This is a genomic window from Klebsiella sp. FDAARGOS_511 (assembly GCF_003812845.1).
GTDB lineage: Bacteria > Pseudomonadota > Gammaproteobacteria > Enterobacterales > Enterobacteriaceae > Klebsiella > Klebsiella grimontii.
Map to the genome: position 1 here is coordinate 48,887 of NZ_CP033824.1, position 17,235 is coordinate 66,121.

A 17,235-nucleotide genomic window follows, 5' to 3' on the forward strand; every position below is an offset into this window, starting at 1 on the left:
GCGATGAGCCACTATCTTCTGCGGCGCTCCGGCCAGGGACTACTGGTGCTGTGGGCGGCGTTTACTCTCTCCTTCGTCCTGTTACAGGTGCTGCCCGGCGATGCGGTACTGATCAAGTTTCAGAACCCGGATCTGGGACTGAGCCCCGAGCAGATCGCCGAAATGCGCCTCGCCTACGGGGCCGATAGCCCGCTGTGGAAGCAGTATTTCCACACGCTATGGGCCATGCTACGGGGCGATTTTGGCTATTCGCTGCAGGCCGGGCTGCCGGTCAGCGCGCTTATCGCCAGCAACCTGCCGGAGACATTAAGCCTGGCGCTGCCCGCCTTTGCGCTGGCGGTGGCGCTGGCGTTCACCCTCGCCTTCGCCTCACGGCTGCCGGGTTTGCGCTGGCTGAGCAACACGCTGCAATCGCTGCCGGTGCTGTTTATCTCGCTGCCAACGTTTTGGCTCGGGATCGCCCTGATTCAGCTTTTCTCCTTTCAGCTGCGCTGGATCCCGGTGATCAACCCGGGTCCGGTTGAGGGCTTGATTTTGCCCATTATTGCCGTCGCGGTGCCAATTTCCGCCCCGCTGGCGCAAATCCTGATGCGCAGTCTGGATCAGGTCGCCGCACAGCCATTTGTCGCCGTTGCCCGTGCCAAAGGCCTGAGCGAAACGGGCGTTCTGTGGCGGCACGTTACCGGCAACGCCCTGCTGCCGGTACTCAATATTGCCGGTCTGCTGCTGGGGGAACTGATCGCCGGCGCGCTGATTACCGAAACCGTGTTTGGTCGCGGCGGTCTGGGACTGCTGACGCAGCAGGCCGTCAATAATCAGGATATCGCGGTGCTGCAGGCGGTGGTGATGATCTCTGCCCTCGGTTTCGTACTGATTAACCTGCTGGTCGACCTGCTGATGCCGCTGTTCGACCCGCGCCTGAAAACCGTTATCGGAGGTGCCGTATGAGCCTGGTGGATTACGCAATCGCCGCGCGACGCCGCAGGATAAACTGGCGTACGCTGCGCGTTCAGCCCGGCCTGCTGCTGGCCTGGGCGATAACGATCGTTGCCGCGCTGATGGCGATCGCCCCGCAGCTGTTTACCGCTTATAACCCGCTGGAGGGACTTCCCGGCGCCCAGCGGCTGGCGCCGCAGGCCGGCCACTGGTTGGGCACCGACCAGCTGGGTCGGGATCTGTGGAGCCGCATCGTTTACGGCGCCGTGCATTCCCTCTCCGCCGCGCTGGCGGCGGTGGCGATCGGCCTGTTCATCGGTACCGCGCTGGGCACCCTGGCCGGTGCGCTGGCGGGACGCGTGGAGTCGGCGATCATGCGACTGGTTGACGTGCTGCTGGCGATCCCCGCTTTGTTATTGTCGCTGACGGTCATCATCCTGCTCGGTTTCGGCACCCTTAACGCCGCCGTCGCGGTCGGCGTCGCGGCAATAGCCAGCTTTGCCCGCCTGGCACGAGCGGAAGTGGTTCGCGTGCGCCACAGCGACTTCGTCGAAGCGGCGTACGGCAGCGGCGGCACTTTTTTCGCCGTTTTCTGGCGGCATATTCTGCCCAATTCGCTCACTGCGGTACTGGCTTTTGCCACCCTCCAGTTCGGTCAGGCCATTCTGGCGCTCTCAACCCTGAGTTTTCTCGGCTACGGCACGCCGCCGCCGGTACCGGAGTGGGGGCTGCTGATCGCTGAGGGCCGGAACTATCTCTCCACCGCCTGGTGGCTTACCACCCTTCCCGGCCTTGTGGTGATCGCCGTAGTGCTCGCCGCCAACCGCATCAGCCGTCAATTTAGCGGAGAACGCCCATGAATGTTTTGACCGTCGAGAATCTGCGCATCAGCTATCGTTCGCAGCGCGAATGGCGCGAAGTGGTGCACGACGTCAGTTTTGCGGTAAAACGCGGCGAAATGCTGGCGTTCGTCGGCGAATCCGGTTCGGGTAAAACCACCACCGCGCAGGCGATTATCGGCCTGCTGGCGGATAACGCGCGCCGGGACAGCGGGCGCATCTCGATTAACGGCGAAGATATCAGCGGCTGGTCCGCCAAACGCCTCGACGGCCTTCGCGGCGCGCGGATTAGTCTGGTGCCTCAGGATCCGGGCAACTCCCTGAATCCGGTAAAAACTATCGGCGCTCAGGTGGGCGAAATTCTGCGCCTGCATCAGCAAAGCAGCGCCGCAGAGCGTAAAGCGCAGGTGCTGGCGCTACTGGCGAAGGTTGGGCTGAGCCACCCGGAACAGCGCATCGATCAATATCCTCACCAGCTTTCAGGTGGTATGAAGCAGCGGGTGCTGATCGCTATCGCCATCGCCCTGAAACCCGATTTAATCATTGCCGATGAGCCCACCAGCGCCCTCGACGTGACGGTACAAAAACGGATCCTCGACCTGTTGGACACGCTGCGCCGGGAGTCCGGTACGGCGGTGCTGTTCGTCACTCACGATCTGGCGCTGGCGGCGGAACGCGCCGACCGACTGTTGGTCTTTCGCCACGGCGAAATTCAGGAACAGGGCGCGACCGTCGATGTGGTGCGCACGCCGCAGCACGCCTATACCCGCCAGCTGCTCAGCGATCTCCAGGGTTCGACGCTGACCATCCCCCCGGCCAGCGGGCGCGTGCTGGCGACCCCGGCGATCCGCGTAGAGGGCATCAGCAAGCGTTTTTCGCTAGGCCGCGCGCATTTACAGGCGCTGGACGCCGTGAGTTTCGAGGTGAAACGGGGCAGCACCCACGCGCTAGTCGGTGAGTCCGGCTCCGGCAAAACCACCCTTGCGCGGATCCTGCTGGGGTTCGAAAAGGCCGATGTTGGCCATATCGCTATTGACGGTATTGATGCCGGGCATCTCAGCCGCGAGGCGCTCCGCCAGCTGCGGCGTAAAATACAGTTCGTCTACCAGAACCCCTTTGCGTCCCTGGATCCGCGGCAAACGCTGTTTGAGATTATCGAAGAGCCGCTAAAAAACTTTGACCGACTCAACGCCGAGACGAGACGCCAGCGCGTGGAATCGGTCGCCGCCCGCGTGGCGCTCGCGCCGGAGCTGCTGTCGCGTACCGCCCGCGAGCTATCCGGCGGCCAGCGTCAGCGGGTGGCCATCGCCCGCGCGCTTATCCTTGAGCCAACGATCCTGGTGCTGGATGAAGCGACCTCAGCGCTGGACGTCACGGTGCAGGCGCAAATTCTCGCCCTGCTGCAGCAGCTTCAGCAGCAGCTCGGGCTGAGCTATCTGTTTATCACTCACGATTTGGCGACGGTGCGCCGTATCGCCCACAGCGTGACGGTGCTGCGGGCGGGCCAGGTGGTTGAACATGGGGATGTCAGCCGTCTGTTCAGCGCCCCGCAGCATCACTATACCCGCGAGCTTATCGCCGCGATTCCCCACTTTTCATCCCTGAGCAAGGAGGTTGCATGACGCGTAAACGACTGGGCTTTTTCACCCGCCTGCTGGACCACGCCACGCCCAAAGAGCGCTATCGGCTGGCCACCGAGCAAATTCGCCACGCCGAACGCCTTGGGTTCGACAGCGCGTGGATTGCGCAGCACCATTTTCATGAGCACGAAGGCGGCCTGCCATCGCCGCTGGTTTTTCTCGCCCATGCGGCAGCGCACACTGAACGCATCCGTCTGGGAACCGCTATTATCACTCTGCCGATGGAAAACCCGCTACGGGTGGCGGAGGATGCGGCGGTGCTGGATCTGCTCGCCGATGGGCGGCTGGAGGTGGGCTTCGGCTCCGGCGGCACCCCCACCTCGTTTTTACCCTTCGGCCTGACGATCGACCAGCGCAGCGCGGTGTTCGCCGAGCACCTGCATCTGATTCAAAGCGCCTGGCGCGGAGATTCGCTCGCCCATCCGGATAATCATCTTTACCCTCCGGCGCCGCAGCTGGCGGAACGTATCTGGATTGCCACATTTTCCGTCGACGGCGCGGTCCGCGCCGCGCAGGCCGGACATGGACTGATGCTCTCGCGTACCCAGCCGCGCCCGTCCGGGCAACCGATGCTGCCGCTGGACGCGATTCAGAATCCGATTATCGACGCCTATCTCGCCGCGCTGCCCGCGGGCGTCGCGCCGCGGATCCTCGCCTCGCGTACCGCTTTCGTCGCCGACAGCCAGGAGTACGCGCTACATGTCGCCGAATCCGGTTTACGCCGGCAGGCAGCCCAACATCGCGCCGCCGGCCATGAAATTATTGGTGACACTGTCACCGAATTTCTACCGCAGCTTGACGCTCACGTTGGCGACCCCTCACACGTCGCCGCCTCGCTGGCGCGGGATAGCGTGCTGCGGCGGGTGACCGATATTTCGTTTCAGGTGCACTCCGTTGAACCGTCGCACCGGGACACGCTGCGTTCCCTTGAGCTGATCGCTCAGCACATTGCCCCTTCAGTTACATAAGGAGTCACCATGACGCTAAGTCAGGATATATTGGCCGAACTGGCAGAGATTGCCCCCGATTCCGCTTTAGCCGCGGCGCGCGCCGTGCGCGAGGCGGCCACCCGCCACGCTCAGGGAAGCTATGAAACACTGTTTGGTCAGCAGGATAACGACTTTCCGCTCGATGAGCGTTTTGCCGTTGCCGCCAGGGTCGCTAAGCTGCATGAGAGCGATGCGCTGGCGGCCCACTATGCCGGTTTTGGTATCGCCGACCCCACATCCCCGCGGCTGGTCCCGGCGCTGGCCTTTGCCCGACTGTTAACCTTTACGCCTGTGGAGGCCACGCCATCGCCGCTGGAGGCGTTAATCCGCGCCAGTTGGACCCTGCGCGGCATCGTCACCCTCGCCCAGCTTATCGCCTTTGTCAGCTTCCAGAGTCGGCTGGTCACCGGGCTGCGCCTGCTTAACGGCAAAAGCATTACTGTCGCACAAACCCCGGTCGCGGCTGGATTCTGGCATACCTCGCCGCAAACCCTCAGCGGTAAGCGCGCGCCAGTGCGATTTACCCGCGACGAACTGCACTGGGAGCCCTGGCTGGCGGCTAAACCGCTGGCGGAGTTTACCCCGGATGAGCAGGCGCTGCTGGCGAAGTTCGGCCATAGCGATTCCCCCTATTTCCGCCTGCTGGCGCGCAACCAGCCGGTACTGGAGCAGCGTACGTTAACCGACAAAGGGATTTTTTATACTCCCGGCGGCCTGCCGCGCGCCGAACGCGAGCTGGCGGCGACGGTGGCGAGCAAAGTTAACGGCTGTATTTATTGCGCGTCGGTGCATGCGCGCAAGGCCGCGCAGCTGGCTAAGGATGAAACGGCGGTAGAAACGCTGCTGGCGGTAACGCCCGGAGAGAACCTGAGCGACGGGCAGACGCCGGGCTGGCAGGCGCAAATCGATTTCGCCGCCGCGATTTCCGTTACCCCGCCCGCCCTGGGCGCCGGACACCTTGCCGCGGTCGAACAGCAGGGCCTGGATACGCTCGCTCAGCTGGATTTACTGCAATCGGCAGCGTTCTTCGCCTGGGCCAACCGTTTAATGTTGACCCTCGGCGAACCCTGGCAGGAGTAAATGAATCAGGCCGGACGCTGCTGATAGCGGGCATAAATCAGCAGCGAACTGAGGGCAAGAAACGAGAGCAGAGCGGCCGGTAAGGCAACGGAACGCCAGCCAAAATCGGCCGTAATCATCATTCCGCCAAACAGCGCGCCGATGGCGCTACCGAGATTAAAGGCTATCTGACCGCCCGCCGCACCCAGCATCTCGCCGCCTTTGGCGTTTTGCAGCAGCAGAATTTGCAGCGGCGCCGACAGGGCGAACAGCGCCGCGCAGCAAATAAACGCCAGGGTTAATGAGGCGGCTTTATGCTCAGCCAGCAGAAAGATCAATAATAAGGTCACCACAATAACGCCATCGGTAACGGCGGCAATACGCAGCGGGCTGAAGCGAACGGAAACTTTACCGCTAAAGAGATTTCCGAGAACCATCCCGAGGCCCACCAGCATCATAATGAATATCATGGCGCTCTCACCGAAACCGGAGACGTTAATCATAAACGGCTTAATATAGCTAAACCATGCGAATACGCCGGCATTGCCGAACATCGTGGCGGCAAAAATTAACCACGGCGCGGGCGATGTTAAAAAACAGAACTGCGAGCGCAGGCGCGCCGTGGATTTATCAAACAGCGTGGGCACCCACCAGGCGATGGATACCAGCACCGCGATATCAAACACCGCAATCGCCAGAAAAGTATAGCGCCAGCTAAACTGATGGCCGAGCCAGGTCCCGGCGGGCACCCCCAGCAAATTGGCGACCGTCATCCCGGCGATCATCCCCGCCACCGCCGCCGTCACCTTTCCTGGCGGGGCGATTTTTGACAGGATAATCGCCCCTACGCCAAAAAATGCGCCGTGCGGAAAGCCGGAGATCAGACGGCCCAACGCCAGCATCGAATAGCTGGAAGATAAAGTGAAGATGGCATTGCCGATAACGCACAGCGCCACGAGAAACAGCATAACCGACTTTAACGAAAAGCGGCTGGAGAACAGCGCCATCACCGGCGCGCCGATCACCACGCCAAAGGCATAATATGAGATCATATTGCCCGCGGCGGGAATAGATATGCCGACATCATGAGCGATTTCAGGTAATACGCCCATAATGCCAAACTCCGCCATCCCGAGACCAAAGGTGCCAAGCGCTAACGAAAAAATAGTCTTTTTCATACAACTAATCACTTGTTATAAAATATACCGGCGGCATTATTGTGCATTATCAAACGGCAGACCAGATAAAAACGCCGGGTGGCATATTTATCCATAAAACGGCGCGGTTATTTCATAAGCTTATTCGCAAGTCGGTTATTAATTGCGCATTATCTCAAGGTACTCATTATTTCGAAGGTCGGATTACCATAAAAGCGATCGCCAGGACATTCTGTGACCAGCGGCTGGATTGCAACTATAAACCGTGTGGCAATGCCGACCCAGGACCACGCTTCCACAAAAGTACCATCTTTTTCATATCGTTGCTGTTCTCTGGAACCCGTCTCGCAAACATGCAACAACCAGGGGAGTCGGTATTGTTTTTTAAAGTGATAGGTTGATAATTGAAGCACACCACTTATGGAGGCCATAATGAAACTAAACGATATTGAAAACCTAACCGTCAAAGCCCCTCCACAGAATCCATGTCAGGCATCTGACGATCGCGATGAACAGTACCAGAAGGACAAGGAGTTTATGCAGGCAATGAATGAATTTACTGCTGAAGCCGGCCTGTTATCTGATGACCCCTTCTTTGAGGGACTGTGATGAGCTTACAATTTGATGTTTATCGCAATCCATCGGAGAGAACCAATCAGCTACAGCCATATATTATGGTTATTCAACATGATTATTACTGTGATTTGTCTACCAGACTTACTCTTCCATTAGGCTATAGTACTCGGCTGGCAGGATACTACCACTCCGCGTCTCCACGGATAAATATTAATTTTCAATCTTTATTCCTGAATACACCAGGGATCACCAGTGTAGAAAAGAGCAAATTAAAAAAGAAGCATTTCGTCTGTAATTTAAAAAGTAGCCACGGAGATGTTATTTCAGCCATCGATGCTCTTATTACCAATACCTGACCCGCTCCGGGTTTAACCGGAGCGGGTTTACGACGCAGAACTTATTTCAGCCCTTCGCAGCTCTCTTTCTTCGCTTCCTGACGCTCCACCTCGCGATACCAGCGCGGATGATGCTTCTTCGCCCAGCGGCGACTCACCTTCCCTTCGATCATGCCTTTAATCGATCCCTTCACCCAAAACGCCATATACATATGGATCAGAATCGCATGAATAAGAATAATCGCCGATGTCGCGTGAATCAGCAGGCTATAGCGAATCACCTGAATCGGGAAATAGTGGGCAAACCAGGGTCGCCAGATAATCACCCCGGTCACCAGCAGCACAAAAATCATGCTCATAATGGTCCAGAACATCATTTTCTGCCCGGCGTTATATTTCCCTACCCGCGCCACTTTATGCTCGTTGCCTTTCAGCACCTCAATAATCCCTTTGAGCCAGGGAATATCCTGCTTATCAGGAATATTGTGGTGGACAAAGCGCACAAACATAAACATCAGGGCCACGAAAATCAGCACCCCGAAGAACGGATGCAGAATACGCCCCATCTGCGGTGTACCGAAGGTTTCGGTCAGCCACTGCAGCGTCGGGAAGAAAAACGAGATCCCCGAGAGCGCCACCAGAAAGAAGCAGATGACTACCGTCCAGTGACAGGCGCGGTCAATAAACTTCGTGCGCACAATCATTTTCGATTTACTCATCGTGCTCCTCCTCTTCGTCACCCGCTTCCTTGTTCGGCCCAATCCCGATGTAGTGATAAATCAGCCCGGCAAAGGTGGCGATAAATCCGACCGCCGAGAGCGGCTTCAGCGCGCCTTTCCACAGATTGATCGCGGTATCGATCTGCGGCGCTTTCGCCAGGTTATGGTATAGCTCAGGCTGGTCGGCATGATGCAGCACGTACATCACGTGCGTGCCGCCGACGCCCGGCGGGTTATACACCCCGGCATGGGGATAGCCGCGCTTCTTCAGTTTTTCCACGCGCTCGTTAGCCACCTCCAGCATTTCTTTCTTGCTGCCGAAATGAATCGCACCGGTTGGGCAGGTTTTCACGCAGGCCGGTTCCTGGCCGACGCTGACCCGGTCAACGCACAAGGTGCACTTATAAACCCGGTTATCCTCTTTATTGATGCGCGGGACGTTAAAAGGGCACCCGGCGATGCAGTAGCCGCAGCCGATGCAGTTTTCCTGCTGGAAGTCGACGATGCCGTTGGCGTACTGAATAATCGCCCCGGCGGACGGGCACGCCTTCAGGCAGCCAGGGTCCTCGCAGTGCATACAGCCGTCTTTTCGAATCAACCACTCCAGCCTGCCGTTCTGCTCGGTTTCGCTAAAGCGCATTACCGTCCAGGATTTGGCGCTCAGATCGGCGGGATTGTCGTATACCCCGACGCAGTGCCCGACTTCATCGCGGATATCGTTCCACTCGGAACAGGCCACCTGGCAGGCTTTACAGCCCACGCAGGAGGAGACATCAATCAGCTTCGCCACTTCCGCCTTAAAATCCCGCGCGCGCGGCGCGGGAGTTATCGGGTTGGTGGCGGAGCGTTTAATAATGTCCTGGGTTTCCATCGCCATTGATTCGCTCCTTACGCTTTCTCGATGTTGACCAGAAACGCCTTATACTCCGGCGTTTGCGAGTTGGAATCCCCCACGTTCGGCGTCAGGGTATTAGCGATGTAACCTTTGCGGGCTACGCCTTCAAAACCCCAGTGCAGCGGGATACCGACGGTTTCCACCTGCTGGCCGTTAACGTTAAGCGTGTGCAGACGACGCGTCACCACCGCCACCGCGCGAATAAAGCCGCGTTTGCTGCTGACCGTCACCCGATCGCCGTTGGCTATCCCCTTCGCTTTCGCCAGGCCTTCGCTGATTTCGACAAACTGTTCCGGCTGCGCGATGGCGTTGAGCAGCGCATGCTTGGTCCAGGTGTGAAAATGCTCGGTCAGGCGATAGGTGGTGCCGACGTAGGGGAATTGCGCCCTCTTGCCTAAACGCAGGGCATCCTCTTCGTACAACCGCACCACCGGGCTGGAGACCACGTTCGGATGCAACGGGTTGGTGCCAAGCGGCGTTTCCATCGGCTCGTAGTGTTCCGGGAACGGGCCTTCCGCCAGCTTATTCAGCGCAAACAGCCGCCCCATCCCTTCTTGCTGCATAATAAACGGCCCGGTATTGCTGCCCGGCGGGGCGTTATTAAAGTCCGGAATATCGTTACCGACCCACTTGCTGCCGTTCCAGCGGATCAGCATCCGCTTCGCATCCCATGGCTTGCCGTTGATATCCGCCGATGCGCGGTTATACAGCACCCGCCGGTTGAGCGGCCACGCCCACGCCCAGCCGAGCGTGTTGCCAAGACCTGACGGATCGGCGTTATCGCGGTTGGCCATCTGGTTGCCCTGCTCGGTCCAGCTGCCGGTATAGATCCAACAGGATGAAGCGGTGCTACCATCATCGCGCAGCAGCGCGAAGCTGTTCAGCAACTGGCCCTTCTTCGCCAGCAGCACACCGTTGGCGTCGTATAGTTCTTCCAGTGCATAGCCGTTGTTCTCTTTGGCGATTTCCTCAGATTCGGGATGATCCGGCTGCTTGTAATTCCAGCCCATCTTCAGCAGCGGCTCGACGCCTTTGCCACCCTCGGTGCGATACATCTCGCGCAGACGGTGATAGATCCCGGCAAGGATTTCGCCATCGTTACGCGCTTCCCCCGGCGCATCCTGACCTTTCCAGTGCCACTGCAGCCAGCGCCCCGAGTTGGCGATCGAACCATCCTCTTCGGCGAAGCAGGTAGACGGCAGACGGAAGACTTCGGTCTGAATCGCCGCCGGGTCGACATCATTCGACTCGCCGTGGTTTTGCCAGAAGGTCGACGTTTCGGTCACCAGCGGGTCGATCACCACCATGTACTTCAGCTTGCTCAGGCTACGGACCACCTTGTTTTTGTCCGGGAACGAAGCCACCGGATTGAAGCCCTGGCAGAGATATCCCGTCACCTTGCCGTTATCCATCATATTGAAGTACTTGATAACGTCGTAAGCCTGGTCCCACTTCGGCAGCCAGTTAAAGCCCCAGTCGTTCTCTTTTTGCGCCGCATCGCCGTAGAACGATTTCATCAGGCTGACGAAGAATTTCGGATAGTTGCTCCAGTAGTTCACCTGGTCCGCCAGCAGCGCTTTCGGCGTATTCGCCGTCAGATAGCTTTGCAGATCCGTCTGCTGTTCCGACGGCAGCGTCAGGTAGCCCGGCAGGCTGGTCGATAGCAGCCCTAAATCGGTAAGCCCCTGGATATTGGAGTGTCCGCGCAGCGCATTCACGCCGCCGCCCGCCATCCCCATATTGCCGAGCAGCAGTTGGATCATCGCCATGGTGCGGATGTTCTGCGCCCCGACGGTGTGCTGCGTCCAGCCCAGCGCGTAAAGGAAGGTGGTGGTCCGGTCCGCCGCGCTGGTTGAGGCCAGCACCGCGCACACCTTGAGGAAATCGGCCTTCGGCGTGCCGCAGATATTCTCCACTACCTCCGGCGTATAGCGCGAAACGTGCTGCCGGAGCAGATTCCATACGCAGCGCGGATGCTGCAGGGTTTCATCGCGCATGGCGTAGCCGTTTTCGTCGAACTGATAGTTCCACGACGATTTATCGTACTGACGCTTTTCGGCATCGTAGCCGCTGAACAGGCCGTCTTCGAAGGCAAAATCGTCGCGCACCAGCAGGCTGGCGTTAGTGTAATGCTTCACGTATTCAGCGTTGATTTTGTTATTTTCGATCAGGTACAGCAGCACGCCCGACAGAAAGGTAATGTCGGTGCCGGAACGAATCGGCGCATAGATATCGGCCACCGACGCCGTACGCGTAAAGCGCGGGTCGACGACGATAAGCAGAGCGTCGTTGTTGTTTTTCGCCTCCATCGCCCAGCGGAATCCCACCGGATGGGCTTCGGCGGCGTTACCGCCCATCACCACCACGACGTTGGCGTTTTTGATATCCACCCAGTGGTTGGTCATCGCACCGCGACCAAATGTTGGAGCAAGACTTGCTACCGTTGGTCCGTGTCAGACGCGCGCCTGGTTGTCTACCGCCAGCATACCGAGGGAACGCACAAACTTCTGCGTCAGCATGCCGGTCTCGTTGCTGGCTGCCGAGGCGCACAGCATCCCGGTGGTAAGCCAGCGGTTTACCGTGACGCCCTGCTCGTTTTTCTCCATAAAGTTGGCGTCGCGGTCGGCTTTCATCAGCCTGGCGATACGCTCAAACGCCTCATCCCAGGAGATGCGCTGCCACTTATCCGCACCCGGCGCGCGGTATTGCGGGTAGCGCAGGCGGTTATCACTGTGGACGTAGTCCAGCAGTCCGGCCCCTTTCGGGCACAGCGCGCCGCGGCTTACCGGATGATCCGGGTCCCCCTCGATGTGATAAAGCGCTTCTTTCGCGTTCTTCGCGCCGTCGCCCAGGCTATACATTAATAGCCCGCAGCCTACGGAGCAGTATGTGCAGGTGTTGCGGATCTCTTTAGCGCGCAGCAGCTTGTAATTGCGCGCCTGAGCCAGGGCCATTTTGGGCGCAAAACCCAAAGCAGCGGCTGTTGTTCCGGCCATACCGCCTGCGCAGATTTTAAAAAACTTTCTGCGGCTGACGTCCATTGTTCCCCTCCATGCGGGATGTTTATTCATCGCGGAGGGCAAAACTAACAGCAATATCCCTGTTTTGTTTGCGTCAAATCAATGTCGAAAACTGACGCCCCCTTAATAGTCAGCGGCGCCAATTTTTATTACTCCGATAGTATTAAGCATGGTGGAAAATATCCCCCCGACGGCAGTAAAAAGTGTTATAAAACCCGACTGCGTTTGAACCAACATCAGGTTAAATATGGAGAAAAAGAGAGCCACGCTCATTGGATTGGCCGCTATCGTACTCTGGAGCACTATGGTGGGGTTGATTCGTGGCGTCAGCGAAGGTCTTGGCCCGGTGGGCGGCGCGGCGATGCTCTACAGCCTGAGCGGCATGTTGCTGATCTTTACCGTCGGGTTCCCGCAAATACGCCAGATTCCCCGCCCTTATTTACTGGCGGGGAGCCTGCTGTTCGTCAGCTATGAAATTTGCCTGGCGCTGTCGGTTGGCTTTGCCGGTACCCGCCAGCAGGCTATTGAAGTGGGGATGGTCAATTATCTCTGGCCCAGCCTGACGATTTTATTCGCCATTCTGTTTAACGGCCAAAAAAGCAGCTGGCTGGTTATCCCCGGTTTATTACTCGCTATATTTGGCGTCACCTGGGTATTAGGCGGTGAGCATGGTCTGAATATAGACGAAATTATCAGCAACGTGATCTCCAGCCCGCTGAGCTATATTCTGGCGTTCATCGGGGCGTTTATCTGGGCGGCCTACTGCACGGTCACCGCGAAATACGCCAAAGGCAAAAACGGGATTACGCTGTTTGTTCTGCTCACCGCCCTGACCCTGTGGCTGAAATTCCTGTTCAGCGATCAGCCGCCGATGGTCTTTAGCTGGCCGGTGACGATCAAGCTGATCGCGCTATCCGTCGCCCTGGGGTTTGGCTACGCGGCGTGGAACGTCGGAATCCTGCACGGCAACGTTAGCCTGCTGGCCGCCGCCTCTTACTTTACCCCGGTGCTCTCATCGGCGCTGGCGGCGGTACTGCTCAGCGCCGCGCTATCGTGGTCGTTCTGGCAGGGCGCCGGAATGGTCTGCGCCGGTTCCCTGCTCTGCTGGCAGGCAACCCGGCGCTAAAGCGGAGGCGGCGAACGCCTTAATGGCCGACACGATCCGCGACTGACTTCAGTCCCATCCCTGATGGCAATTCCCGGGATGGGCACCTCTTCAATCATCTGGCTGCCGGCTGGCAAAGGGTTAGTTGAGCTCCGGCGCTTTTGCCAGGCTTCGCCAGATCCCCGCCGCCAGCAACAACAGCAGGACGCCAGCCGTGGCCAGCACGGTGCTGTGCGAGTGAATAAACGCCGTCTTCGCCGCCTCAAGCAGGCTTTGCGCCGGAATGGCGGGCAGCGACTGCGCCAGCTTAATCGCCTCGCTGATGGAGGAGGACGCCTGCTCCGCCGCCGCGCCCTCAATACCCCACGGCAGGACGATTGACGAAGTGTAGCTGCGGGTCAGGATCAGGCCAAACAGAGCAATGCCCAGGCCCGCGCCCAGTTCATAGGCCATGGTTTCGATGGCCCCCGCCGCCGCCGCTTTCTCCTTCGGCGCGGCGGCCATGATCGCCGAGCTGGAGGCCAGCAGCGCGCTGGCAACGCTGAAGCCCAGCAGCGTCATCAGTCCCCAGGCCTGCCACTGCTGCGTACTGAAATCGGTCATCGACAGGCCGAGGAAGCTCAGGGCGCTCAACAGCATTCCGCCGGTGGCGACCTCGCGCAGCCCCAGACGCGACACCAGCATGCCGGCAATCGGTCCGCTGAAACCGCTCGCTACCATCACCGGCAGCATAAACAGCCCGGCTTCAAAAGGCGTTTTGCTATGCACAAACTGCAGCTCCTGCGCCATCAGCAGCTCAAAACCCACTAGCGTAATCAGCGCGGTCATCGCCATCATCACCCCGCTTAAAATAATGCGATGGGTAAACAGACGCATATCGACCATCGGACGGGTTGCCGAGAGCTGTTTGCGCACGAACCAGAACAGCATCGCAGCGCCCGATAGCGCCACCAGCCCGGTTAACCACAGCGCCATTTGCCCTTTGAGCGCCGTCTTGGCGCTAAACACCAGCATCAGGATGGCGGCGATGAGGATCAGCGCCTGGAAAAAATTAAGCGGCTGCTCGCGCCGCGCGGGCTGGCGCGGCACCACTTTGGCGTTAATCGCCATCACCAACAGCACGATCGGCACGTTGATCAGGAATACCGAACCCCAGTAAAAGTGCTCCAGCAGCATGCCGCCAATCAGCGGGCCGAATGCCGCGCCGCCGGAACCGACCGCCGCCCATAGACCCAGCGCCATATTGCGCTGTTGCGCTTGCGAAAAGGTGCTGCGGATACCGGCAAGGGTCGCCGGGACGATCATCGCCGCCCCCACCGCCAGCAGCGCGCGGGAGGCAATCAGCGTCTCTGCGGTAGGGGAAAACGCCGCCGCCAGCGACGCCGAGCCAAAAATACCGCTGCCGAGCAGAAGCAGCCGTTTAAAGCCGATTTTATCGCCCAGCGCGCCCATAGGCAGTACCATGCCTGCCATGACCAGCGAATAAATATCAATAATCCACAGCAGCTCGTTGCCGCTGGTGCCCAGCGCTACGCTTAGCGTGGGCGCGGCCACGTGGAGAACGGTGGCGTCAATCGCCACCGGGATATAAACCAGCAAAATCGCCATCAGCGTCAACCATTGCCGAGACATACTACATTTCCTCAAAGTTAAATATTGGACAGCTGTCCAGGAAAGCGATCCTGCCGGAATGTTGAACGAGTGTCCAACTTTTTGTTACTATCGGCAAAAAAACCAGGGTCACAAACGTTATGAGCTACTTAAATCGCGATGCGCGTCGGGAAGTTATTGTGCAGGCGGCCATGCGCGTGGCGCTTCAGGGCGGGTTTAGCGCCATGACCGTTCGCAATATCGCCGCCGAAGCCGGCGTTTCCGCCGGCCAGCTGCACCACCATTTCACCTCCGCGGGTGAGTTAAAGGCCCATACCTTCGTGCGCCTGATTCGCGAAATGATGGATATGCCGCTGGTCGCCGACGATGCTACATGGCGCGAACGCCTGTTTTCTATGGTGGGCAGCGATGACGGCAGGCTTGAGCCCTACATTCGTTTATGGCGCGAAGCGCAGCTGCTGGCCGATAGCGATGCTGATATTAAAGGCGCGTATCTGCTGACGATGAGCATGTGGCATGAAGAGACGCTGAAGATAATCCAGCGCGGCACCGAAGCGGGTGAGTTCAGGCCAAGGGACCCTGCGGAAAGTATCGCCTGGCGGCTTATTGCCCTCGTCTGCGGTCTGGATGGTATTTACGCCCTGGGAATGAAGGAAATTGATGATGCCGCCTTTAATCAACATATCAATCATTATATTTCGATGGAATTATTTTAATCAGGGTTACACTTTGTAACAAATAATTCCCACCTATTCTCCGCGCGTCTCTTTTAGATGCGCTTTTCTTATCTATTCTTCATTCATTACAACAAATACATCCCCCATCCCCTGGTTTTATTTCTTTTATTAATTTGCTGTTTTACAAGTTTATTCTTTTTGACTGACGACTGTTCATTCGAGGGCAATATGCAGAGCAAAAATGAGAAAAAGAATCATTATCTTTTAAAAGAGTGGAAACCGGAAAACGCGGCATTTTGGGAGAATAAGGGAAAGAAAATAGCCCGCAGAAATCTTTGCATTTCCGTAGCTTGTCTGCTACTCGCTTTTTGCGTCTGGATGCTATTCAGCGCCGTCGCCGTTAATCTCAATAAGGTTGGTTTTAATTTTACCACCGATCAGCTTTTTTTATTAACCGCCCTGCCTTCGCTCTCTGGCGCAATATTACGCGTGCCCTACTCCTTTATGGTACCTATATTTGGCGGGCGCTACTGGACGGTATTAAGCACGATTATTCTGGTAGCGCCCTGTATCTGGTTGGGAATAGCCATACAGAATACCGCTACTCCTTTTTGGGTATTTATTACGATTGCATTACTCTGCGGTTTTGCCGGGGCGAACTTTGCTTCCAGCATGGGAAATATCAGTTTTTTCTTTCCTAAAGCGAAACAGGGCAGCGCTCTGGGCATCAACGGCGGCCTCGGTAATCTTGGCGTCAGCGTGATGCAGATGATCGCCCCGGCAGCGATTTTTGTGCCCATTTTCGCCTTTCTTGGCGTACACGGCGTGCCTCAGGAAGATGGTTCGATCCTCGCGCTAAGCAACGCCGCCCTTATTTGGGTTCCGCTGCTGGTGATTGCCACCTTCGCCGCCTGGGTAGGCATGAACGACATCGCCAGCTCGAAGGCATCCATTCGCGAACAGCTCCCGGTGCTTAAACGCCCGCACATGTGGCTGCTGAGCCTGCTCTACCTCGCCACCTTCGGCTCGTTTATCGGCTTTTCCGCCGGTTTTGCCATGCTGGCGAAAACCCAGTTTCCCGACGTTAACATCCTTAAGCTGGCCTTCTTCGGGCCGTTTATCGGCGCGCTGGCGCGATCGTTTGGCGGCATCATCTCCGACCGCCTCGGCGGCGTGCGGGTGACGCTGGTCAACTTTGTGTTGATGGCGCTGTTTACCGGCCTGCTGTTTCTCACCCTGCCCGGCACCGGCTCAGGCAGCTTTCTCGCCTTTTACGTGGTGTTTATGGGCCTGTTTCTGACCGCCGGTCTCGGCAGCGGTTCCACCTTCCAGATGATCGCCGTGATCTTCCGCCAAATCACTATCGACAGCGTGAAGAAACGCGGCGGCAGCGATGAGCAGGCTCAGCACGAAGCGGTGACCGATACCGCGGCGGCGCTCGGATTTATCTCCGCCATCGGCGCGATTGGCGGCTTCTTTATCCCGAAAGCCTTCGGCACCTCGCTGGCGATGACCGGCTCCCCGGTCGGGGCGATGAAGGTCTTCTTTGTATTCTACGTGGTCTGCGTGCTGGTGACCTGGCTGGTCTACGGCCGGCGGAAACCGACGGCGACAAGACAATAACAACATGTTCAACGCAGGTCGTCTCGCTACGCCGGGTGGCGCTGATACGCCTTA

The 17,235-nt window shown here is 58.1% G+C and carries 15 protein-coding genes; 10 read left to right on the top strand and 5 right to left on the bottom strand.

From position 1 onward, the window contains the following. The first annotated feature begins 3 nt into the window (after positions 1–3). Genes EGY08_RS01210 through EGY08_RS01230 form a run of 5 tightly spaced genes read left to right on the top strand, consistent with a single transcriptional unit; the run spans position 4 to position 5,484 of the window. Entirely contained in the window at positions 4–948 is a 945-nt protein-coding gene (locus tag EGY08_RS01210) for an ABC transporter permease (protein ID WP_087829368.1), read from the top strand. Continuing rightward, complete coding sequence (locus EGY08_RS01215; protein WP_004120626.1) at positions 945–1,796, top strand: ABC transporter permease; 852 nt, start codon at positions 945–947, stop codon at positions 1,794–1,796. The genes EGY08_RS01210 and EGY08_RS01215 overlap by 4 nt, the downstream gene beginning before the upstream one ends. Then, the gene (locus EGY08_RS01220) at positions 1,793–3,397 is read left to right on the top strand and encodes a dipeptide ABC transporter ATP-binding protein (RefSeq protein WP_123828083.1); all 1,605 of its coding nucleotides are present in this window, start codon (positions 1,793–1,795) and stop codon (positions 3,395–3,397) included. Before EGY08_RS01215 ends, EGY08_RS01220 begins: the two co-directional genes overlap by 4 nt. Beyond that, positions 3,394–4,383, top strand: a complete 990-nt coding sequence (locus EGY08_RS01225) for a putative FMN-dependent luciferase-like monooxygenase (RefSeq protein ID WP_123828084.1) — start codon at positions 3,394–3,396, stop codon at positions 4,381–4,383. Before EGY08_RS01220 ends, EGY08_RS01225 begins: the two co-directional genes overlap by 4 nt. 9 nt (positions 4,384–4,392) lie before the next feature. Beyond that, a complete protein-coding gene (locus EGY08_RS01230) occupies positions 4,393–5,484 on the top strand; it encodes an alkylhydroperoxidase domain protein (protein WP_123828085.1) in 1,092 nt (363 codons plus the stop codon). A gap of 5 nt (positions 5,485–5,489) precedes the next feature. Here the strand turns inward: EGY08_RS01230 and araJ are convergent, their stop codons facing one another. Further along, positions 5,490–6,641, bottom strand: coding sequence for an MFS transporter AraJ (araJ, locus tag EGY08_RS01235; RefSeq protein ID WP_004120634.1), 1,152 nt, complete (start codon positions 6,639–6,641; stop codon positions 5,490–5,492). Between the two features lie 411 nt (positions 6,642–7,052). Here araJ and EGY08_RS30715 point away from each other — a divergent pair, with 411 nt between their 5' ends. Together EGY08_RS30715 and EGY08_RS01240 are read left to right on the top strand one after the other, a co-directional pair. After that, complete coding sequence (locus tag EGY08_RS30715) at positions 7,053–7,229, top strand: hypothetical protein (protein ID WP_004120643.1); 177 nt, start codon at positions 7,053–7,055, stop codon at positions 7,227–7,229. Next, positions 7,229–7,552 carry a CcdB family protein gene (locus EGY08_RS01240; protein ID WP_071988218.1) on the top strand — a complete coding sequence of 108 codons (324 nt, stop codon included), beginning with the start codon at positions 7,229–7,231 and terminating at the stop codon, positions 7,550–7,552. The genes EGY08_RS30715 and EGY08_RS01240 overlap by 1 nt, the downstream gene beginning before the upstream one ends. Before the next feature lie 41 nt (positions 7,553–7,593). On the opposite strand, the gene fdnI is transcribed toward EGY08_RS01240, so the two are convergent. The 3 genes from fdnI to fdnG are packed head-to-tail and all read right to left on the bottom strand — an operon-like array spanning position 7,594 to position 12,186. Next, positions 7,594–8,250 (bottom strand): formate dehydrogenase-N subunit gamma, encoded by a 657-nt coding sequence (gene fdnI, locus EGY08_RS01245; protein ID WP_004120645.1) that lies wholly within the window; start codon positions 8,248–8,250, stop codon positions 7,594–7,596. Beyond that, positions 8,243–9,127: a formate dehydrogenase subunit beta gene (fdxH, locus tag EGY08_RS01250; protein WP_004120647.1), complete on the bottom strand. Its 885-nt coding sequence runs from the start codon at positions 9,125–9,127 to the stop codon at positions 8,243–8,245. The genes fdnI and fdxH overlap by 8 nt, the downstream gene beginning before the upstream one ends. Before the next feature lie 11 nt (positions 9,128–9,138). Next, positions 9,139–12,186, bottom strand: a complete 3,048-nt coding sequence (gene fdnG / locus EGY08_RS01255; RefSeq protein ID WP_087829376.1) for a formate dehydrogenase-N subunit alpha — start codon at positions 12,184–12,186, stop codon at positions 9,139–9,141. A 226-nt stretch (positions 12,187–12,412) separates the two neighbouring features. Between fdnG and yddG the strand changes: the two genes are divergently transcribed. Then, positions 12,413–13,291 (top strand): aromatic amino acid DMT transporter YddG, encoded by an 879-nt coding sequence (yddG, locus tag EGY08_RS01260; RefSeq protein ID WP_004120652.1) that lies wholly within the window; start codon positions 12,413–12,415, stop codon positions 13,289–13,291. A gap of 120 nt (positions 13,292–13,411) precedes the next feature. Here yddG and EGY08_RS01265 read toward each other — a convergent pair whose 3' ends face one another. After that, entirely contained in the window at positions 13,412–14,902 is a 1,491-nt protein-coding gene (locus EGY08_RS01265; protein ID WP_004120658.1) for an MFS transporter, read from the bottom strand. A gap of 119 nt (positions 14,903–15,021) precedes the next feature. Between EGY08_RS01265 and EGY08_RS01270 the strand changes: the two genes are divergently transcribed. Both EGY08_RS01270 and EGY08_RS01275 read left to right on the top strand, forming a co-directional pair. After that, complete coding sequence (locus EGY08_RS01270; RefSeq protein ID WP_004120660.1) at positions 15,022–15,597, top strand: TetR family transcriptional regulator; 576 nt, start codon at positions 15,022–15,024, stop codon at positions 15,595–15,597. 189 nt (positions 15,598–15,786) lie between these two features. Next, positions 15,787–17,181: a NarK family nitrate/nitrite MFS transporter gene (locus EGY08_RS01275; protein ID WP_004120662.1), complete on the top strand. Its 1,395-nt coding sequence runs from the start codon at positions 15,787–15,789 to the stop codon at positions 17,179–17,181. The last annotated feature ends 54 nt before the right edge of the window (positions 17,182–17,235 follow it).